This window comes from Streptomyces sp. NBC_01669 (genome assembly GCF_026339735.1).
Classification (GTDB): Bacteria; Actinomycetota; Actinomycetes; order Streptomycetales; family Streptomycetaceae; genus Streptomyces; species Streptomyces yanii.
On record NZ_JAPEQG010000001.1, the window covers coordinates 4041143 to 4060657 of the forward strand.

The window sequence follows — 19515 nt, forward strand, 5'->3', positions numbered from 1 at the left end:
TCAGACCGCCCTCATCAGCAGGGTCGCGGCGATGACGACCGCCGTACCGCCGAACATCGAGACCGCGTAGGAGCGGGCGTAGCCGTTCTGCAGCTTGCGCAGCCGGCCGGAGAGCCCGCCCATCGTTGCGGCCGTGCCGTTGACCACGCCGTCGACCAGGGTGTGGTCGACGTACACCAGGGAGCGGGTGAGGTGCTCGCCGCCGCGGACCAGGACCACGTGGTTGAAGTCGTCCTGGAGGAGATCGCGGCGGGCGGCCCGGGTGAGCAGCGAGCCGCGCGGGGCGACGACCGGGACCGGTCCGCGGCCGTACATCGCCCAGGCGATGGCGACGCCGATGACGAGCACCACCATGGTGGCGGCGGTGACCGTCGTGGCGCTGACGGGAGAGTCTCCGTGGCTGTGTCCGGTGACCGGCTCCAGCCAGTTCAGGAAGCGGTCACCGATGGAGAAGAACCCTCCGGCGAAGACCGAACCGAACGCGAGGACGATCATGGGGATGGTCATCGACTTCGGGGACTCGTGCGGGTGCGGATCGTGCCCCTCGGCGTCGGGTTGCCAGCGCTTCTCGCCGAAGAACGTCAGCAGCATCACGCGCGTCATGTAGAACGCGGTGATCGCGGCGCCCAGCAGCGTGACGGCGCCGAGGATCCAGCCCTCGGTGCCACCCTTGGCGAACGCCGCCTCGATGATCTTGTCCTTGGAGAAGAACCCGGACAGACCGGGGAAACCGATGATCGCCAGGTAGCCGAGGCCGAAGGTGATGAAGGTGACCGGCATGTACCTGCGCAGGCCGCCGAACTTCCGCATGTCGACCTCGTCGTTCATGCCGTGCATGACCGAACCTGCGCCGAGGAAGAGCCCGGCCTTGAAGAAGCCGTGCGTCACCAGGTGCATGATCGCGAAGACATAGCCGATCGGGCCGAGCCCGGCGGCCAGGATCATGTAGCCGATCTGCGACATCGTCGACCCGGCGAGGGCCTTCTTGATGTCGTCCTTCGCGCAACCGACGATCGCACCGAAGAGCAGCGTGACCCCACCGACGACCACGACGACCAGCTGCGCGTCCGGGGCGGCGTTGAAGATCGCGCCCGAGCGGACGATCAGGTAGACGCCCGCGGTCACCATGGTGGCGGCGTGGATGAGGGCCGAGACCGGGGTCGGGCCCTCCATCGCGTCACCGAGCCAGGACTGCAGCGGCACCTGGGCCGACTTGCCGCAGGCGGCGAGCAGCAGCATCAGGCCGATCGCCGTCAGTTTGCCCTCGCTCGTCTCCCCGGTCGAGGCCAGGACGGGGCCGAAGGCGAAGGTGCCGAATGTGGTGAACATCAGCATGATCGCGATCGACAGGCCCATGTCGCCGACCCGGTTGACCAGGAACGCCTTCTTGGCGGCGGTGGCCGCGCTGGGCTTGTGCTGCCAGAAGCCGATCAGCAGGTACGACGCCAGACCGACGCCCTCCCACCCGACGTACAGCAGCAGGTAGTTGTCCGCGATGACCAGCAGGAGCATCGCGGCGAGGAACAGGTTCAGATAGCCGAAGAATCGGCGCCGGCGCTCGTCGTGCTCCATGTAGCCGATCGAGTAGATGTGGATCAGGGTGCCCACACCGGTGATCAGCAGCACGAAGGTCATCGACAGCTGGTCGAGCTGGAAGGCCACATCGGCCTGGAAACCCTCGACCGGGATCCAGCTGAACAGGTACTGGTGCAGCGCCCGTTGGTCGGCGCCCTTCCCCAGCATGTCCGCGAAGAGCACCGCACCGACGACGAACGACGCGGCGGCGAGCAGCGTGCCGATCCAGTGTCCGAAGCGGTCCAGCCGTCGACCGCCGCAGAGCAGCACGGCCGCTCCGAGCAGGGGCGCCGCGACGAGCAGCGCAATGAGGTTGTCCACGATTCAGCGTCCCCTTACAGCTTCATCAGGCTGGCGTCGTCGACCGAGGCCGAGTGGCGGGAACGGAACAGCGACACGATGATCGCGAGCCCGACCACGACCTCGGCGGCGGCGACGACCATCGTGAAGAAGGCGATGATCTGGCCGTCGAGGTTGCCGTGCATCCGGGAGAAGGTGACGAACGCGAGGTTGCAGGCGTTGAGCATCAGCTCCACGCACATGAACACCACGATCGCGTTCCGCCTGATCAGCACCCCGGACGCGCCGATGGTGAACAACAGGGCGGAGAGATAGAGGTAGTTGACCGGATTCACTTGGTGACCTCCTCTTCGTCCTGGTCACGGCCGAGCCGCTCCTCGGAGCGCTGCTCCAGCGCCTTGAGGTCGGCCAGCGACTCGTTCGACACGTCGCGGATCTGGCCGCGCTGCCGCAGTGTCTGCATGACGGTGAGCTCGGACGCAGTGCCGTCCGGGAGCAGACCGGCGATGTCCACGGCGTTGTGCCGGGCGTAGACACCGGGGGCGGGCAGTGGCGGCAGGTGCTTGCCGCGTACGCGCTCCTGCGACATCTCCCGCTGGGTCTTGGCCCGTTCGGTGCGCTCCCGGTGGGTGAGCACCATCGCGCCGACCGTCGCCGTGATCAGCAGGGCGCCGGTGATCTCGAAGGCGAAGACGTACTTGGTGAAGATGAGGCTGGCCAGCCCCTCGACGTTTCCGCCGTGCGCGGCGTTCGCGGTGCCGAGTCCGTTGAAGCTGTTCAGCGAGGCGTTGCCGATGCCCGCGATCAGCAGGACGCCGAAGCCGAGCCCGCATCCCGCGGCCAGCCAGCGCTGGCCCTTGAGGGTCTCCTTCAGCGAGTCCGCCGCCGTGACGCCGACGAGCATGACCACGAAGAGGAACAGCATCATGATCGCGCCGGTGTAGACGACGATCTGGACGACGCCGAGGAAGTAGGCGCCGTTGGCCAGGTAGAACACCGCCAGGACGATCATGGTCCCGGCGAGGCTCAGCGCGCTGTGCACGGCTTTCTTCATCAGCACGGTGGACAGCGCGCCGATCACGGCGACCGTGCCGAGGACCCAGAACTGGAAGGCCTCGCCGGTCGATGTGGTGGAGGCCGCTGCGGCCAGGCCGGTCATGCGTCCACCTCCTCGTCCTTGGACGCCTGCTCCTTGGACTCTCCCTTGGAGACCGCGACCTGACGCTCCGCGCCGGGCGCCGCCTCGGTGACCAGCCCCCGGTAGTAGTCCTGCTCGTCCATGCCCGGGAAGATCGCGTGCGGAGTATCGACCATGCCCTCCTCCAGGCCCGCGAGCAGCTCGTCCTTGGTGTAGATGAGGCTTTCGCGGGTGGTGTTGGCGAGCTCGAACTCATTGGTCATCGTGAGCGCCCGGGTCGGGCACGCCTCGATGCACAGTCCGCAGAGAATGCAGCGCGCGTAGTTGATCTGGTAGACGCGGCCGTAGCGCTCACCCGGGGAGTAGCGCTCCTCGTCGGTGTTGTCCGCGCCCTCCACATAGATGGCATCAGCGGGACAGGCCCAGGCGCACAGCTCGCAGCCGACGCACTTCTCCAGGCCGTCCGGGTGACGGTTGAGCTGGTGCCTGCCGTGGAAGCGCGGCGCCGTCACCTTCTGCTGTTCGGGGTACTGCTCGGTCAGCCGCTTCTTGAACATGGCCTTGAAGGTCACGCCGAAGCCGGCCACAGGATTCTGGAACTTGTCCCCAGTGGACTCCGATGGCTCAGACACCGTCAGCCTCCTTTCCGTCACTCGGACTTCCACCAATCTGACTGCCGTCACTCTGAGTATCCGACCCGCCACTGACAACGAGCTCCCGCTCGTGCCGTGGCCTGCGGCGCGGTACCGGCGGCAGGGTCTGTCCGGGCAGCGGCGGCACCGGGAATCCGCCCGCCATCGGGTCGAACTCCGGCCGGGGTCCGGCTTCCGTCCCGGCCGCCTTGGCCGAGCGGTCCCGGAAGATGTCGGCGACGAAGGAGATCAGCAGGATCGCGATCACGGCCCCGGCCACGTACAGCACCATCTTCGAGAAGTCGTAGCCCTCGTTGCGCAGCGCCCGCACGGTCGCGACCAGCATCAGCCAGACCACGGAGACCGGGATCAGGACCTTCCAGCCGAGCTTCATCAGCTGGTCGTAGCGGACGCGGGGCAGCGTGCCGCGCAGCCAGATGAAGAAGAACAGCAGCAGCTGGACCTTGAGGACGAACCAGAGCATCGGCCACCAGCCGTGGTTCGCGCCCTCCCAGAAGGTGCTGATCGGCCACGGGGCCCGCCAGCCGCCCAGGAACAGCGTCGCGGAGACGGCGGAGACGGTGACCATGTTGACGTACTCGGCGAGCATGAACATCGCGAACTTGATCGACGAGTACTCGGTGTTGAAGCCGCCGACGAGGTCGCCCTCGGACTCCGGCATGTCGAACGGGGCGCGGTTGGTCTCACCGACCATGGTGACGATGTAGATGATGAACGAGACCGGCAGCAGGATGATGAACCAGCGGTCCTGCTGCGCCTCCACGATCTTCGAGGTCGACATCGACCCGGAGTAGAGGAAGACGGAGGCGAACGCGGCGCCCATCGCGATCTCGTACGAGATCATCTGCGCGCAGGAGCGCAATCCGCCGAGCAGCGGGTACGTCGATCCGGAGGACCAGCCGGCCAGCACGATGCCGTAGATCCCGACCGACGCGACCGCGAGGACGTAGAGCATCGCGATCGGCAGGTCGGTGAGCTGCATCGCCGTACGGTGGCCGAAGATCGAGACCTCGTTGCCGGACGGCCCGAACGGGATCACGGCGATCGCCATGAACGCCGGTACGGCGGCGACGATCGGCGCGAGGACATAGACGACCTTGTCCGCCCGCTTGACGATGACGTCTTCCTTCAGCATCAGCTTGATGCCGTCGGCGAGCGACTGGAGCATGCCCCAGGGGCCGTGCCGGTTGGGGCCGATGCGCAGCTGCATCCAGGCGACGACCTTGCGCTCCCACACGATGGAGAAGAGCACGGTCACCATCAGGAACGCGAAGCAGAACACCGCCTTGATGACGACGAGCCACCAGGGGTCGGTGCCGAACATCGACAGATCCTCGGCGGCGAGTACGGCACGGTCGGGTGCCGAGGCCAGTTGAGCGAGGGCAGTCACGCTCGCACCTCCGGTGTGACGTCGGGAGAACCCGGTGCGGCGGGGCCGATCCGGACCAGACCGCCGGGGTGGGCGCCGGTGTCGGCCGGTACGCCCCGCCCGACGGAGTTCAGCGGCACCCAGACCACCCGGTCCGGCATGTCGGTGACCTGCAGCGGGAGCTCGACGCTGCCGGACGGTCCGGTGACGGCCAGCAGATCGCCGTCCTTCACACCCGTCTCGGCGGCGGTGACGGCGGAGAGCCGGGCGACCGCCGCGTGACGGGTGCCGGCCAGCGCCGCGTCGCCCTCCTGGAGCCGCCCCTGGTCGAGCAGCAGCCGGTGGCCCGCGAGGACCGCCTCGCCGTCGCCGGGCCGGGGCAGCGGCTGCGCCGACTCGTGCGGGTCGGTGGCGTGCGTACCGGTCCAGCCGCCGAGCCGGTCCAGCTCACGGCGTACGGACCTCAGATCCGGCAGCGCGAAGTGGACGTCGAGTGCGTCGGCGAGCATGTGCAGCACCCGGGCATCGGTCGGCGCGAGTCTCCGCGTCATCTGCTCGGGCTTCAGCGCCGCCTCGAACATCCGGGCCCTGCCTTCCCAGTTGAGGAAGGTGCCGGGCTTCTCGGCCACCGCGGCGACCGGGAAGACGACGTCGGCCCGCTCGGTGATCTCGCTGGGCCGCAGCTCCAGCGAGACGAGGAGGCCGATCCGGTCCAGCGCCTCCAGGGCGCGGGCCGGGTCCGGCAGGTCGGCGGTCTCCACCCCGGCGACGAGCAGCGCGCCCAGTTCGCCGGTGGCGGCGGCCTCGATGATCTGGCCGGTGTCGCGGCCGAACCGGGAGGGAAGTTCTGCGACGCCCCATACGGCCGCCACCTCGTCCCTGGCACGCGGGTCGGTGGCCGGGCGGCCGCCGGGCAGCAGCGACGGGAGCGCGCCCGCCTCCACCGCACCGCGCTCGCCGGCCCGGCGCGGGATCCACACCAGGCGGGACCCGGTCGCGGTGGCCGCCCGTACCGCGGCGGTCAGCCCGCCCGGTACGCCGGCCAGCCGTTCGCCCACCACGATCACGGCGCCCTCGCCGCGCAGCGCCTCGGCCGCCGCGGCTCCGTCGCCGTCGAGTCCGACGCCGCCCGCGATCGCGTCCAGCCACTCGGTCTCGGTGCCGGGCGCGGCGGGCAGCAGCGTGCCGCCCGCCTTCTCCAGACCGCGGGTGGCGTGCGAGGCGACGGCGAAGGTCCGCTGGCCGTGCTTGCGGTGGGCCTTGCGCAGCCGCAGGAAGACGCCGGGCGCCTCCTCCTCGGACTCGAAGCCGACCAGCAGGACGGTCGAAGCCTTCTCCAGCGAGGTGTAGGTGATCCCGCTGCCGTCCAGGTCGCGTCCGTGCCCGGCGACGCGGGCGGCCAGGAAGTCGGCCTCCTCGCTGCTGTGCACCCGGGCCCGGAAGTCGATGTCGTTGGTATCGAGGGCGATCCGGGCGAACTTGCTGTACGCGTACGCGTCCTCGACGGTCAGCCGGCCGCCGGTGAGGACGCCGGTCCTGCCGCGTGCGGCGGCGAGCCCGGCGGCCGCGGCAGCCAGCGCCTCGGGCCAGCTCGCCGGTTCGAGGACACCGTCCGCGTTCCGTACCAGCGGCGTGGTGAGCCGGTCCCGCTGCTGCGCGTAGCGGAAGCCGAAGCGGCCCTTGTCGCAGACCCACTCCTCATTGACCTCGGGGTCGTTGGCGGCGAGCCGCCGCATGACCTTGCCGCGCCGGTGATCGGTGCGGGTCGCGCAGCCGCCCGCGCAGTGTTCGCACACCGACGGCGACGACACCAGGTCGAAGGGGCGGGAGCGGAACCGGTACGCCGCCGAGGTGAGCGCGCCGACCGGGCAGATCTGGATGGTGTTGCCGGAGAAGTACGACTCGAACGGGTCGCCCTCGCCCGTGCCGACCTGCTGGAGCGCACCGCGCTCGATCAGCTCGATCATCGGGTCGCCCGCCACCTGGTTGGAGAACCGGGTGCAGCGCGCGCAGAGCACACACCGCTCACGGTCCAGCAGCACCTGGGTGGAGATCGGGACGGGCTTCTCGTACGTCCGCTTCTTTCCGTCGAACCGGGAGTCCGGGTCGCCGTGCGACATCGCCTGGTTCTGCAGCGGGCACTCGCCGCCCTTGTCGCAGACCGGGCAGTCCAGCGGGTGGTTGATGAGCAGCAGCTCCATCACACCGCGCTGCGCCTTGTCGGCGACCGGCGAGGTGAGCTGCGACTTGACCACCATGCCGTCGGTGCACGTGATGGTGCAGGACGCCATCGGCTTGCGCTGGCCCTCGACCTCGACGATGCACTGGCGGCAGGCGCCGGCCGGGTCGAGGAGCGGGTGGTCGCAGAAGCGCGGGATCTCGATGCCGAGGAGTTCGGCGGCGCGGATGACCAGCGTGCCCTTGGGCACGCTGATCTCGATGCCGTCGATCGTCAGCGTGACAAGGTCCTCGGGCGGGACCGCCGCCTCGCCGCCCCCGGAGGGCGCACTTGTGGTGACTGTCATGCGTTCACCCCCTGGTGAGCGTTCTTGTCGTCGGCCCAGGCGGTCGACTTGGCGGGATCGAAGGGGCAGCCCCGGCCGGTGATGTGCCGCTCGTACTCCTCGCGGAAGTACTTCAGCGAGGAGAAGATCGGCGAGGCGGCGCCGTCGCCGAGGGCACAGAAGGACTTGCCGTTGATGTTGTCGGCGATGTCGTTCAGCTTGTCGAGGTCGGCCATCTGTCCCTTGCCGGCCTCGATGTCGCGGAGCAGCTGGACGAGCCAGTAGGTGCCTTCACGGCATGGCGTGCACTTGCCGCAGGACTCATGGGCGTAGAACTCGGTCCAGCGGGTGACGGCCCGCACGACGCAGGTCGTCTCGTCGAAGCACTGGAGCGCCTTGGTGCCGAGCATGGAACCGGCGGCGCCGACGCCCTCGTAGTCGAGGGGCACATCGAGGTGCTCGTCGGTGAACATCGGGGTGGAGGAGCCGCCCGGCGTCCAGAACTTCAGCCGGTGGCCGGCGCGCATACCGCCGCTCATGTCGAGCAGCTGGCGCAGCGTGATGCCGAGCGGGGCCTCGTACTGTCCGGGGCTGGCGACGTGGCCGCTGAGCGAGTACAGCGTGAAGCCCGGGGACTTCTCGCTGCCCATCGACTTGAACCAGTCCTTGCCCTTGTTCAGGATCGCGGGAACCGAGGCGATGGACTCGACGTTGTTCACCACAGTGGGGCAGGCGTACAGACCGGCGACCGCGGGGAAGGGGGGCCGCAGCCGGGGCTGGCCGCGTCGCCCTTCGAGCGAGTCGAGCAGTGCGGTCTCCTCACCACAGATGTACGCGCCCGCGCCCGCGTGCACAGTGAGTTCCAGGTCGAGCCCCGAGCCCAGGATGCTCGTCCCGAGGTAGCCCGCTTCGTACGCCTCGCGCACGGCTTCGTGCAGGCGCCGCAGCACGGGGACCACTTCACCGCGCAGATAGATGAAGGCGTGCGAGGAGCGGATCGCGTAGCAGGCGATCACGATGCCCTCGATGAGGCTGTGCGGGTTGGCGAAGAGGAGCGGGATGTCCTTGCAGGTCCCGGGCTCCGACTCGTCGGCGTTGACCACCAGGTAGTGCGGCTTGCCGTCGCCCTGCGGGATGAACTGCCACTTCATGCCGGTGGGGAAGCCCGCGCCGCCGCGGCCGCGCAGTCCGGAGTCCTTGACGTACGCGATGAGGTCGTCCGGGGACATGGCGAGGGCCTTGCGCAGCCCCTCGTAGCCGCCGTGCCGCTTGTAGGTGTCCAGGGTCCAGGACTCGGGCTCGTCCCAGAAGGCGGAGAGCACGGGCGAGAGCAGCTTCTCGGGGCTGGCCCCGCTGTTGTTGCCGCCCCCGTCGTTGATTTCGGCTGCCAACGTCATCACTCTCCCTCCTCTGCTGCGGGACCGGCCGGGTGGTCCGGGTCGGATGCGGAGGTCTGCTGCGGAGCGTCGGTGCGGGCCTGCTCGCCGCGCGGGGCGACGACCTTCGGGTGCGGTTCCTCGCCCTTCGCCAGCCGGAGGCCGACCAGAGAGGCGGGGCCCGCTCCGCCGGTCGCCTCGACGGCGCCGGGGCGCTGGTCGGGGAAGCCGGCCAGGATCCGCGCGGTCTCCTTGTACGAGCAGAGCGGGGCGCCGCGGGTGGGTTCGACGGTGCGCCCGGCGATCAGGTCGTCGACGAGCTGCGTCGCGCTCTCGGGCGTCTGGTTGTCGAAGAACTCCCAGTTGACCATCACCACGGGTGCGAAGTCGCAGGCCGCGTTGCACTCGATGTGTTCGAGGGTGACCTTGCCGTCCTCGGTCGTCTCGTTGTTGCCGACGCCGAGGTGCTGCTTCAGCCGGTCGAAGATGGCGTCGCCGCCCATCACCGCACACAGCGTGTTGGTGCAGACCCCCACCTGGTAGTCGCCGCTGGGCTTGCGCCGGTACATCGTGTAGAAGGTCGCGACCCCGGTGACCTCGGCGGTGGTGAGGCCGAGCAGCTCGGCGCAGAGCGCCATGCCCGTGCGGGAGACGTATCCCTCCTCGGACTGCACCAGGTGCAGCAGCGGCAGCAGCGCGGAGCGGCTGTCTGGGTAGCGGGCGATCACCTCCTTCGCGTCCGCTTCGAGCCTGGCGCGCACCTCGGCCGGGTAGGCGGGGGCGGGGAGCTGCGGCATCCCCAGACTGACTTCCTGACGTGCTTCGGTCACCGGTCGACGCCTCCCATCACGGGGTCGATGGACGCGACGGCGACGATGACGTCGGCGACCTGGCCGCCCTCGCACATCGCCGCCATGGCCTGCAGATTGGTGAAGGACGGGTCGCGGAAGTGGACCCGGTAGGGGCGGGTTCCGCCGTCCGAGACGACATGCACGCCGAGCTCGCCCTTGGGCGATTCGACGGCGGTGTACGTCTGTCCGGCCGGGACCCTGAAGCCCTCGGTCACCAGCTTGAAGTGGTGAATCAGGGCCTCCATGGAGGTCCCCATGATCTTCTTGATGTGGTCGAGCGAGTTGCCGAGCCCGTCGGGTCCCAGCGCGAGCTGAGCGGGCCAGGCGATCTTCTTGTCGGCGACCATGACCGGTCCGGGGGCGAGCCGGTCGATGCACTGCTCGATGATCCGCAGCGACTGCCGCATCTCTTCCAGACGGATGAGGAAGCGGCCGTAGGCGTCGCAGCTGTCGGCGGTGGGGACGTCGAATTCGTAGGTCTCGTAGCCGCAGTAGGGATCGGTCTTGCGCAGGTCGTGCGGGAGTCCGGCGGAGCGCAGGATCGGGCCGGTGGCGCCGAGCGCCATGCAGCCGGTCAGGTCGAGATAGCCGACGTCCTGCATACGGGCCTTGAAGATGGGGTTGCCGGTGGCGAGCTTGTCGTACTCCGGCAGGTTCTTCTTCATGGTCTTCACGAACTCGCGCAGCTGGTCGACCGCGCCCGGCGGCAGGTCCTGGGCGAGTCCGCCGGGCCGGACGAACGCGTGGTTCATCCGGAGCCCGGTGATCAGCTCGAAGAGATCGAGAACGAGTTCACGATCGCGGAACCCGTAGATCATGATCGTGGTCGCGCCGAGCTCCATGCCGCCCGTGGCGATGCACACCAGGTGCGAGGAGATCCGGTTGAGCTCCATCAGGAGCACGCGCAGGACCGTCGCCCGGTCGGGGATCTGGTCCTCGATGCCGAGGAGCTTCTCGACGCCCAGGCAGTACGCCGTCTCGTTGAAGAACGGCGTCAGGTAGTCCATGCGCGTGACGAACGTGGTGCCCTGCGTCCAGTTCCGGAATTCGAGGTTCTTCTCGATGCCGGTGTGGAGGTAGCCGATGCCGCAGCGGGCCTCGGTGACGGTCTCGCCGTCGATCTCCAGGATCAGCCGCAGCACGCCGTGCGTGGACGGGTGCTGGGGACCCATGTTGACGATGATGCGCTCGTCGTCGGACTTGACCGCCGACTCGACGACTTCGTCCCAGTCGCCGCCGGTGACTGTATATACAGTCCCCTCGGTCGTGGCGCGAGGCGTTGCATGGGGAGTAGTCATCAGGAGTACGACCTCCGCTGGTCCGGAGCCGGGATCTGGGCGCCCTTGTACTCGACGGCGATGCCACCGAGCGGGTAGTCCTTGCGCTGCGGGAAGCCCTGCCAGTCGTCCGGCATCATGATCCGGGTGAGGGCCGGGTGCCCGTCGAAGATGAGCCCGAAGAAGTCGTAGGTCTCACGCTCGTGCCAGTCGTTGGTCGGATAGACCGCGACGAGCGACGGGACGTGCGGGTCGCTGTCCGGGGCCGAGACCTCCAGCCGGATCAGCCGGCCGTGGGTGATCGACCGCAGATGGTAGACGGCGTGCAGTTCGCGGCCCTTGTCGCCGAGGAAGTGGACACCGCTCACCCCGGTACAGAGCTCGAAGCGCAGGGCCGGGTCGTCGCGCAGGGTTCGAGCCACGGTGGGCAAGTGCTCGCGGGCGATGTGGAAGGTGAGTTCGCCCCGGTCGACGACGGTCTTCTCGATGGCGTTCTCGGGAAGCAGGTCCTGCTCCTCCAGGGCCCCTTCGAGTTCGTCGGCCACTTCGTCGAACCAGCCGCCGTACGGCCGGGGCGTGGCGCCCGGCAGCGTCACCGTGCGGACGAGGCCGCCGTAGCCGGAGGTGTCACCGCCGTTGTTGGCGCCGAACATGCCCTTGCGTACGCCGATGACCTCGCCGGTCTCGTCGCGCGGCGCGGGTACGCCGTTGCTGTTCTGCTCGTCGCTCACCGCAGCAGCCCCTTCATCTCGATCAGGGGAAGCGCCTTGAGTGCCGCGTCCTCCGCCTCGCGGGCGGCCTCCTCCGCGTTGACCCCGAGCTTGGAGCTCTGGATCTTCTGGTGGAGCTTGAGAATGGCGTCCATCAGCATCTCGGGGCGTGGCGGACAACCCGGCAAATAGATATCGACCGGGACAATGTGATCAACACCTTGCACAATGGCATAATTGTTGAACATCCCACCCGATGATGCGCAAACCCCCATGGAGATAACCCACTTGGGGTTCGGCATCTGGTCGTAGACCTGCCGCAGGACGGGCGCCATCTTCTGGCTGACCCGCCCGGCCACGATCATCAGATCCGCCTGCCGCGGCGATCCGCGGAAGACCTCCATCCCGAATCGGGCCAGGTCGTAGCGCCCGGCTCCGGTCGTCATCATCTCGATGGCGCAGCAGGCGAGACCGAACGTCGCGGGGAAGACGGAGGATTTCCGCACCCAGCCGGCGGCCTGCTCGACAGTGGTCAGCACGAAGCCGCTGGGCAGCTTCTCTTCGAGTCCCATGGTGTGCCCCTCAGCCCCTCAGTCCCATTCCAGGCCGCCGCGACGCCATACATACGCATAGGCGACGAAGACGGTGAGCACGAAGAGCAGCATCTCGACGAGCCCGAAGATCCCCAGGGCGTCGAACGTGACCGCCCAGGGATAGAGGAAGACGATCTCGATGTCGAAGACGATGAAGAGCATCGCCGTCAGGTAGTACTTGATGGGGAAGCGGCCGCCTCCGGCTGGAGTGGGGGTGGGTTCAATACCGCACTCGTACGCTTCGAGCTTTGCTCGGTTGTACCGCTTTGGGCCGATAAGCGTGGCCATGACCACGGAGAAGATCGCAAACCCTGCCCCGAGGGCGCCGAGCACGAGGATGGGCGCGTAGGCATTCACGCTCCTCGCTCCTTCCAGTCGTCCTTGACCGTTGGACCGCATCGGGCGACCGGCTCGCCACCTCACCAAGATCGTGCACATGTGAGGCAGTTCACAAGCCCGACTGCCCCGCATCCTATGCCTGCCGTCCTGTGATCTGCGACACGGGGTGCTACACCGACTTTGTGATCTCCACCACCCGGCGAACGATCATGAAGCCGGATGAGGGGTGATCTTCGTACGCAAAGCGGCCGCGCGATCACGAGACGTGACATCTGGTGTTGTTGTTGCTGGTCAAGGCGATGCTCCTCTAACAATCAGACGCCTCGACTAGCAAATTGGCAATGGATGGCTGGGTGGTGATAAGAGGATCCGTCCCACTCCGGGTCACCCGTGCGAGGGGCTCGCGGGGAGCGATGTGGACGCGTGCACACATTCGAGATCTTCCGGACGAAACGTCGCCCGCCGCGCCTGCCGCCGCGCCACCCAGCGCGTCGACCACCCCGCCGTCGACGCCGCCGCGCGCGCCGACCGCTCGTATGCCCACCACACAACAGTCACACTGTGACCTGCGTCACTCCGCAAGGCCTTCAACAAAAGCGGGCTTGGCCATTGGTGTGAACGGATGGTAAGCGGCGGGCAATTCGGGCGAATTACTGAAAGCCCGTGATCACAGCGGTGATCATGCATGCCCGGTTTGCCCGTTACGGCGTCAATAAGGGCCGTCAGAAAGCGGATTCACAGATTCCGAACGTAACTGTGTCGCAACACACGTTTCTTGAAGGGAACCCGGGGGCCCTGATAGCGCTAGTACTCATGTCCCACACCGCTCACATACCCAGCCACCGGAAGCCCCGTCGAAGCGCCCCGAAAACGGCGCTGAGGGCCGGAGTTGCCGGTGGCGTCCTCAGCACCATCGCGGTCGCAGGCGCTGCCGGTCCGGCCCAGGCCGAGCCGGTGACCCAGACCATCGAGATGCCCACACTCACCTCCGGGCTCTCCACCTCCGTCGCCGCGTCCGCCGAGGCCACGCAGCAGGTCGCCCTGGACCTGGAGACGCAGGCCCACGAGGACGCCGCAGCCACCAGCGCGGCCAAGGCGGCCACGAAGGCCAAGGCCGAGGCGGTCCGCAAGGCGGAGGCCAAGAAGAAGGCAGAGGCGGCCGCCAAGGCCAAGGCGGAGGCCGCCCTGCGCGCCTCCCGCTCCGAGGCCCGTACGACGCTCAGCGCGTCCGGCTCCACCGCCGTGGCCTCCACCTCGTCGAGCGCCACCGGCTCCGCCGCGTCCGTCATCGCGTTCGTCAAGGCGCAGGTCGGCGACGCATACGTGTCCGGCGGCACCGGCCCCAACTCCTGGGACTGCTCCGGCCTGGTCCAGGCCGCGTTCCGCACGGTGGGCGTCGACCTCCCGCGCGTCTCGCAGGCCCAGTCGACCGCCGGCACCCAGGTCTCGCTGAGCAACCTCCAGCCCGGCGACATCCTCTACTGGGGCGGCGCGGGCTCCGCGTACCACGTCGGCGTCTACGTGGGCGGCGGCCAGTTCGTCGGTGCGCAGAACTCCAGCACCGGTGTGGTGCAGCGCCCGCTGAGCTACGACCCGCCGTCGGGCGCGGTCCGCGTTCTCTGATTCACAAGCGCGCGAACACGACGAAGGGCCGTCACTCCCCCGCTCGGGAGCGACGGCCCTTCGTCGTGGAGCGGTGGGCCCGGTGCTGTCGCTGCCGCCCCGGTGGCTTGTCCGTTCCGGATCCGCCTGCGCACGCGGTCCCGGTCGGGGTAGCTTCAACTCCCATGACCCGCCCGCGTATACGCCCTCCGTACGAAGCCGACGAGCGGACCCAGTTGCTCGGCTGGTTCGACATGCAGCAGGCGGTCGTCCACCCGCGCCTCGCTCATGGACGGAGCGAGGACGCGGACGGGAATGACGGTCAGGCCTTCGGGGCCACCTTCGAGAGGCCGTTGATGATGCGGTCCATCGCGTCACCGCCCGTCGGGTCGGTGAGGTTGGCGAGCATCTTCAGCGTGAACTTCATCAGCAGCGGGTGCGTCAGACCGCGCTGGGTGGCGATCTTCATGACCTTCGGGTTGCCGATCAGCTTCACGAAGGCGCGGCCCATCGTGTAGTAGCCGCCGTAGGTCTCCTTGAGGATCTTCGGGTAGTTGTGCAGCGCCAGTTCGCGCTGGGCGGGGGTCGCGCGGGCGTGCGCCTGGACGATGACGTCCGCGGCGATCTGGCCCGACTCCATGGCGTACGCGATGCCTTCGCCGTTGAACGGGTTGACCATGCCCCCCGCGTCACCGACGAGCAGCAGCCCCTTGGTGTAGTGCGGCTGGCGGTTGAACGCCATGGGGAGCGCGGCGCCGCGGATCGGCATCGTCATGTTCTCCGGGGTGTAGCCCCAGTCCTCCGGCATGGACGCGCACCACGCCTTGAGGACCTCGCGCCAGTCCAGCTCCTTGAAGGCGGACGACGAGTTGAGGATGCCGAGGCCGACGTTGGACGTGCCGTCGCCCATGCCGAAGATCCAGCCGTAGCCGGGCAGCAGTCGGTCCTGGGGGCCGCGCCGGTCCCACAGCTCCAGCCAGGACTCCAGGTAGTCGTCGTCGTGGCGCGGGGAGGTGAAGTACGTACGGACCGCGACGCCCATCGGGCGGTCCTCGCGGCGGTGCAGGCCCATGGCGAGGGACAGCCGGGTGGAGTTGCCGTCGGCGGCGACGACGAGCGGGGCGTGGAAGGTGACCGGGGTCTTCTCCTCGCCGAGCTTCGCGTTCACACCGGTGATGCGGCCGGTGCGCTCGTCGGTGATCGGGGCACCGACATTGCACCGCTCGTACAGCCGGGCGCCCGCCTTCTGCGCCTGGCGGGCCAGCTGCTCGTCGAAGTCGTCGCGCTTGCGGACCAGTCCGTAGTCCGGGTACGAGGCGAGGTCCGGCCAGTCCAGCTGCAGCCGGACGCCGCCGCCGATGATGCGCAGCCCCTTGTTGCGCAGCCAGCCGGCCTCTTCGGAGATGTCGATGCCCATGGCGACGAGCTGCTTGGTGGCGCGCGGGGTGAGACCGTCGCCGCAGACCTTCTCGCGCGGGAAGGCGGTCTTCTCCAGCAGGAGAACGTCGAGTCCGGCCTTGGCGAGGTAGTACGCGGTCGTGGAGCCGGCTGGGCCTGCCCCGACGACGATCACATCCGCGCTGTGTTCGGACAGGGGCTCGGTCACGGTCGGATCTCCCGAAGACTCGAAATCGCGTGCCGCGCGGCACATGTCCCGTGCAGTCTATGGGTGCCTGCTGACCGACCTTCCGAAGGGCTCCCCGATGTCGACCGTGCACTCCCCCGGCCCCTCCGTACAGCTGCGTGTCCCGACCGACGAGGACGCCGTTGCCTGGCACCGGGCGTTCGACGACCCGGAGGTGATGGAGTTCTTCGGCGGCGCATCGGCGGAACTCTCGTTGTACGAGGAGTGGACCGCGCGCCAGCGCAGGTACGACGCGGAGCTCGGCTTCTGTCTGTGGACCGTGCTCGACGAGGACGGCGAGGTCCTCGGCTTCACCGGTGCGCAGCCGTGGCCGCAGACCGCGTACGGTCCGGTCGGCGAGATCGAGATCGGCTGGCGGCTCGGCCGGGCCGCCTGGGGCCGAGGTTATGCCACCGCCGCCGCGCGCCTCACCCTGGAGCGGGTGCGCGCGGCGGGGGTGGACCGGGTGGTGGCGACGATCGACGCGCGCAACGAACGGTCGATCGCCGTCGCCCGGCGGCTGGGGATGCAGCGCGCGGAGAGCTTCACGACCCCGCACCCGGGGCAGGAGGTCTGCTGTTTCCGGCTGGGGCTGGAGGCGTGAGAGCCTGTCGGGTGACCGTCCGGCCAGTAGCTGTCGCGTTCGGTGGTGTAGGTCGCGTACTCGGTGCGTCGTCGGCGATGTAGCTCTGGTCGATCGCGTGGATCGTCTCGCCGCTCTGCTTGTCCTGGTACGTGTACTCCCAGATCGCGCCCGGGAGCCCCCGGAAGGTGTTACGGACACATCTTCCCGCCCACCGGTTCCCGCGTTCGCCGGAATCCCGACAACTGCCGTCCGGCGCGGGGCTCATCGCTGCCGGGCGGCGGTCTGCGTCAGGGACGTACGCCCCGGTGCAGCGCCACCACACCACCGGTCAGATTGCGCCAGGCCACCTTCGACCAGCCCGCCTTCTGCAGCAGCTGCGCGAGCCCGGCCTGATCGGGCCAGGCACGGATGGACTCGGCGAGATAGACGTACGCGTCGGGGTTGGACGACACCGCGCGCGCGACCGGAGGCAGTGCCCGCATCAGGTACTCGGTGTAGACCGTGCGGAACGGCGCCCAGGTCGGCTGCGAGAACTCGCAGATGACCACGCGGCCGCCCGGCTTGGTCACCCGGTACAGCTCGCGCAGTGCCCCATCCGTGTCCTGGACGTTGCGCAGCCCGAAGGAGATCGTCACCGCGTCGAACGTCTCGTCGCGGAACGGCAGCTTCGTGGCGTCGCCCGCGGTGAACGGCAGCCAGGGATGACGCTTCTTGCCGACCTGCAACATGCCGACGGAGAAGTCGCACGGCACGACGTACGCGCCGGTCGCGGCGAACGGCAGCGAGGACGTCGCCGTGCCCGCGGCCAGGTCGAGGACCTTCTCCGCGGGGCGGGCGTGCACCGCCTTCGCGACCTCCTTGCGCCACAGCCGGGCCTGGCCGAGCGACAGCACATCGTTGGTGAGGTCGTAGTTCGCCGCCACGTCGTCGAACATCGAGGCGACTTCGTGCGGCTGCTTGTCCAGGGATGCTCGGGTCACCCACCCATTCAAGCAGCCCGGCCTCGGAGGCCTCGCGCCGGTCGTGCGTCGGCGCCGGGAGGCGCGCGAAAGCCGGCTTCAACCTTTTGGGCGCGACGCCACTCGGTACAGGGGTGGGAGACCACCGAGAATGGCGGGCTCCGGAGCGCCTACCGCCGCCGGTACACCAGCCGCCCGCCGAGCACCGTGGCGATGCACGCCCCGGCGCCGGCCGCGCAGAGCGCGTCCTCGTCCGGTACGTCGAAGACGGCGAGGTCGGCGCGGCCGCCGACGACGAGCGGGCCGTGCACGGAGCCGGGCAGGTCGTGGCCCTCCGCGAAGGGGTCCAGGCTCGGTTCGCCGACCAGGATGCCGGGGGCGGCGACAGCCGAAACCTCGGTCAGCCCCGCTCGGTACACGGCGGTGCGGACGACCGGGTCGTGGAACCGGCCCGCGAGGTGTGTGGTGCCGTGCCGCAGCATCTGCTGCAGCCCGCGCCGTACGCTGCCCGCCCACCGCGCCGCATCCATCTCCCCGGCCAGCCGTTCGAACGCCTCGCCCCACAGCGGCCGGTCGCCGAGCTGGTCCGCCTCGCGCGGGTCGGGGTGGTAGCAGCGGGTCAGCAGCCAGACTGCATGCCACTGCCGCAGACCGGGTGTCAGGACGCCCGGCCACTGGCGGACCCGGGCCGCCGGGTGGGCGGCGACGACGTCGTCGTACGGTCCGACGGCGACGATCCGGTCGCCGTCCACGGCGACCGCGCCCTGCGCGACGGCCGCCGCGCCGACCGGAATTACCAGCGGCGCGGCGTGAACGGTCAGCAAGACAGCCTCAGTTGGCGCTGAGGAGCTTGAGCTCCGGGTGTGCGGTGCCGCCCTCGATCGCGGTGGACGAGATGTGCGAGACGACGCGCTCGTCGACCGGGTCGTTCGCCGGGTCGTCGTGGACGACGAGGTGCTCGTACGTCGTGGCGCGCTGCGCCGGGACACGGCCCGCCTTGCGGATCAGGTCGATGATCTCCAGGCGGTTGGAGCGGTGTTTGGCACCGGCCGAGGAGACGACGTTCTCCTCCAGCATGATCGAGCCGAGGTCGTCGGCGCCGTAGTGCAGCGACAGCTGGCCGACCTCCTTGCCGGTGGTCAGCCAGGAGCCCTGGATGTGGGCGACGTTGTCGAGGAAGAGCCGGGCGATGGCGATCATCCGCAGGTACTCGAAGAGCGTGGCCTGCGTCCGGCCCTTCAGGTGGTTGTTCTCCGGCTGGTACGTGTACGGGATGAACGCGCGGAAGCCACCGGTCCGGTCCTGTACGTCGCGGATCATCCGCAGGTGCTCGATGCGCTCGGCGTTGGTCTCGCCGGTGCCCATCAGCATCGTGGAGGTGGACTCGACACCGAGCCGGTGCGCCGCCTCCATGATCTCCAGCCAGCGCTCGCCGGACTCCTTGAGCGGGGCGATCGCCTTGCGCGGCCGGGCCGGCAGCAGCTCGGCGCCGGCGCCCGCGAAGGAGTCGAGACCGGCGGCGTGGATCCGCTGGATGGCCTCCTCCACGGAGACCTTGGAGATCCGGGCCATGTGCTCGATCTCGGAGGCACCCAGCGAGTGGATGACCAGCTGCGGGAACGCCTTCTTGATCGCGGAGAAGTGCTCCTCGTAGTACTCGACGCCGTAGTCCGGGTGGTGTCCGCCCTGGAACATGATCTGCGTGCCGCCGAGTTCGACGGTCTCCGCGCAGCGGCGCAGGATGTCGTCGAGGTCGCGGGACCAGCCCTTGGCGGTGTCCTTCGGTGCGGCGTAGAAGGCGCAGAACTTGCAGGCCGTGACGCACACGTTGGTGTAGTTGATGTTGCGCTCGATGATGTACGTCGCGATGTGCTCCGTACCGGCGTAGCGGCGTCGGCGCACGGCGTCGGCGGCCGCGCCCAGCGCGTGCAGGGGCGCCGACCGGTAGAGGTCGAGGGCCTCCTCGGGAGTGATCCGGCCGCCTTCGGCGGCTCGGTCGAGGATGGGCTGGAGGTCGGCCTTCTCGGTCACCGGGCTGTCACCTTTCGGCGGTTTTTCA

General features: G+C 68.9%; 18 protein-coding genes. 2 read left to right on the plus strand and 16 right to left on the minus strand.

The window, feature by feature from the left end; all coding sequences use genetic code 11:
- From nuoL to OG972_RS17965, 12 genes are read right to left on the minus strand one after another with little or no spacing between them, the layout of a single operon-like run.
- The gene (nuoL, locus tag OG972_RS17910) at positions 1 to 1896 is read right to left on the minus strand and encodes an NADH-quinone oxidoreductase subunit L (RefSeq protein ID WP_266982716.1); all 1896 of its coding nucleotides are present in this window, start codon (positions 1894 to 1896) and stop codon (positions 1 to 3) included.
- Positions 1897 to 1910: 14 nt separating this feature from the next.
- Positions 1911 to 2210, minus strand: coding sequence for an NADH-quinone oxidoreductase subunit NuoK (nuoK, locus tag OG972_RS17915; protein WP_037693122.1), 300 nt, complete (start codon positions 2208 to 2210; stop codon positions 1911 to 1913).
- Positions 2207 to 3034, minus strand: coding sequence for an NADH-quinone oxidoreductase subunit J (locus tag OG972_RS17920; RefSeq protein ID WP_266982719.1), 828 nt, complete (start codon positions 3032 to 3034; stop codon positions 2207 to 2209). The genes nuoK and OG972_RS17920 overlap by 4 nt, the downstream gene beginning before the upstream one ends.
- Positions 3031 to 3645 carry an NADH-quinone oxidoreductase subunit NuoI gene (gene nuoI / locus OG972_RS17925; RefSeq protein ID WP_266982720.1) on the minus strand — a complete coding sequence of 205 codons (615 nt, stop codon included), beginning with the start codon at positions 3643 to 3645 and terminating at the stop codon, positions 3031 to 3033. Before nuoI ends, OG972_RS17920 begins: the two co-directional genes overlap by 4 nt.
- Positions 3638 to 5056: an NADH-quinone oxidoreductase subunit NuoH gene (nuoH, locus tag OG972_RS17930; RefSeq protein ID WP_266982722.1), complete on the minus strand. Its 1419-nt coding sequence runs from the start codon at positions 5054 to 5056 to the stop codon at positions 3638 to 3640. Before nuoH ends, nuoI begins: the two co-directional genes overlap by 8 nt.
- Entirely contained in the window at positions 5053 to 7560 is a 2508-nt protein-coding gene (locus OG972_RS17935; RefSeq protein WP_266982723.1) for an NADH-quinone oxidoreductase subunit G, read from the minus strand. The genes nuoH and OG972_RS17935 overlap by 4 nt, the downstream gene beginning before the upstream one ends.
- On the minus strand, positions 7557 to 8939 hold the full coding sequence (gene nuoF / locus OG972_RS17940; protein WP_266982725.1) for an NADH-quinone oxidoreductase subunit NuoF: 1383 nt from the start codon (positions 8937 to 8939) through the stop codon (positions 7557 to 7559). The genes OG972_RS17935 and nuoF overlap by 4 nt, the downstream gene beginning before the upstream one ends.
- Complete coding sequence (nuoE, locus tag OG972_RS17945; protein WP_266990546.1) at positions 8936 to 9712, minus strand: NADH-quinone oxidoreductase subunit NuoE; 777 nt, start codon at positions 9710 to 9712, stop codon at positions 8936 to 8938. Before nuoE ends, nuoF begins: the two co-directional genes overlap by 4 nt.
- Before the next feature lie 29 nt (positions 9713 to 9741).
- Positions 9742 to 11064, minus strand: a complete 1323-nt coding sequence (locus tag OG972_RS17950) for an NADH-quinone oxidoreductase subunit D (protein WP_266982727.1) — start codon at positions 11062 to 11064, stop codon at positions 9742 to 9744.
- Positions 11064 to 11774: an NADH-quinone oxidoreductase subunit C gene (locus OG972_RS17955; protein WP_030975707.1), complete on the minus strand. Its 711-nt coding sequence runs from the start codon at positions 11772 to 11774 to the stop codon at positions 11064 to 11066. The genes OG972_RS17950 and OG972_RS17955 overlap by 1 nt, the downstream gene beginning before the upstream one ends.
- A complete protein-coding gene (locus OG972_RS17960; protein WP_030975705.1) occupies positions 11771 to 12325 on the minus strand; it encodes an NADH-quinone oxidoreductase subunit B family protein in 555 nt (184 codons plus the stop codon). The genes OG972_RS17955 and OG972_RS17960 overlap by 4 nt, the downstream gene beginning before the upstream one ends.
- An 18-nt stretch (positions 12326 to 12343) precedes the next feature.
- Positions 12344 to 12703: an NADH-quinone oxidoreductase subunit A gene (locus OG972_RS17965; RefSeq protein ID WP_003992243.1), complete on the minus strand. Its 360-nt coding sequence runs from the start codon at positions 12701 to 12703 to the stop codon at positions 12344 to 12346.
- Positions 12704 to 13498: 795 nt separating this feature from the next.
- Between OG972_RS17965 and OG972_RS17970 the strand changes: the two genes are divergently transcribed.
- On the plus strand, positions 13499 to 14308 hold the full coding sequence (locus OG972_RS17970) for a C40 family peptidase (protein ID WP_266982729.1): 810 nt from the start codon (positions 13499 to 13501) through the stop codon (positions 14306 to 14308).
- 301 nt (positions 14309 to 14609) lie between these two features.
- Here the strand turns inward: OG972_RS17970 and OG972_RS17975 are convergent, their stop codons facing one another.
- Positions 14610 to 15893 carry a geranylgeranyl reductase family protein gene (locus OG972_RS17975; RefSeq protein ID WP_266982731.1) on the minus strand — a complete coding sequence of 428 codons (1284 nt, stop codon included), beginning with the start codon at positions 15891 to 15893 and terminating at the stop codon, positions 14610 to 14612.
- Between the two features lie 97 nt (positions 15894 to 15990).
- Here OG972_RS17975 and OG972_RS17980 point away from each other — a divergent pair, with 97 nt between their 5' ends.
- Positions 15991 to 16515, plus strand: a complete 525-nt coding sequence (locus OG972_RS17980; protein WP_266982733.1) for a GNAT family N-acetyltransferase — start codon at positions 15991 to 15993, stop codon at positions 16513 to 16515.
- Positions 16516 to 16784: 269 nt separating this feature from the next.
- Here OG972_RS17980 and OG972_RS17985 read toward each other — a convergent pair whose 3' ends face one another.
- From OG972_RS17985 to mqnC, 3 genes are all read right to left on the minus strand, one after another.
- Complete coding sequence (locus tag OG972_RS17985) at positions 16785 to 17477, minus strand: demethylmenaquinone methyltransferase (protein WP_266982735.1); 693 nt, start codon at positions 17475 to 17477, stop codon at positions 16785 to 16787.
- A gap of 149 nt (positions 17478 to 17626) precedes the next feature.
- A complete protein-coding gene (locus OG972_RS17990) occupies positions 17627 to 18280 on the minus strand; it encodes a hypothetical protein (RefSeq protein WP_266982737.1) in 654 nt (217 codons plus the stop codon).
- Positions 18281 to 18287: 7 nt separating this feature from the next.
- Entirely contained in the window at positions 18288 to 19487 is a 1200-nt protein-coding gene (gene mqnC, locus OG972_RS17995; protein ID WP_266982739.1) for a cyclic dehypoxanthinyl futalosine synthase, read from the minus strand.
- Positions 19488 to 19515 lie beyond the last annotated feature (28 nt).

What these genes read in the sequence shown, in the direction of transcription:
- OG972_RS17960 (WP_030975705.1), bottom strand. Translation starts at nt 12,325, where the DNA reads ATGGGACTCGAAGAGAAGCTGCCCAGCGGCTTCGTGCTGACCACTGTC.
- nuoE (WP_266990546.1), bottom strand. Translation starts at nt 9,712, where the DNA reads ATGCCGCAGCTCCCCGCCCCCGCCTACCCGGCCGAGGTGCGCGCCAGG.
- OG972_RS17935 (WP_266982723.1), bottom strand. Translation starts at nt 7,560, where the DNA reads ATGACAGTCACCACAAGTGCGCCCTCCGGGGGCGGCGAGGCGGCGGTC.
- OG972_RS17950 (WP_266982727.1), bottom strand. Translation starts at nt 11,064, where the DNA reads ATGACTACTCCCCATGCAACGCCTCGCGCCACGACCGAGGGGACTGTA.
- OG972_RS17920 (WP_266982719.1), bottom strand. Translation starts at nt 3,034, where the DNA reads ATGACCGGCCTGGCCGCAGCGGCCTCCACCACATCGACCGGCGAGGCC.
- OG972_RS17980 (WP_266982733.1), top strand. Translation starts at nt 15,991, where the DNA reads ATGTCGACCGTGCACTCCCCCGGCCCCTCCGTACAGCTGCGTGTCCCG.
- OG972_RS17970 (WP_266982729.1), top strand. Translation starts at nt 13,499, where the DNA reads ATGTCCCACACCGCTCACATACCCAGCCACCGGAAGCCCCGTCGAAGC.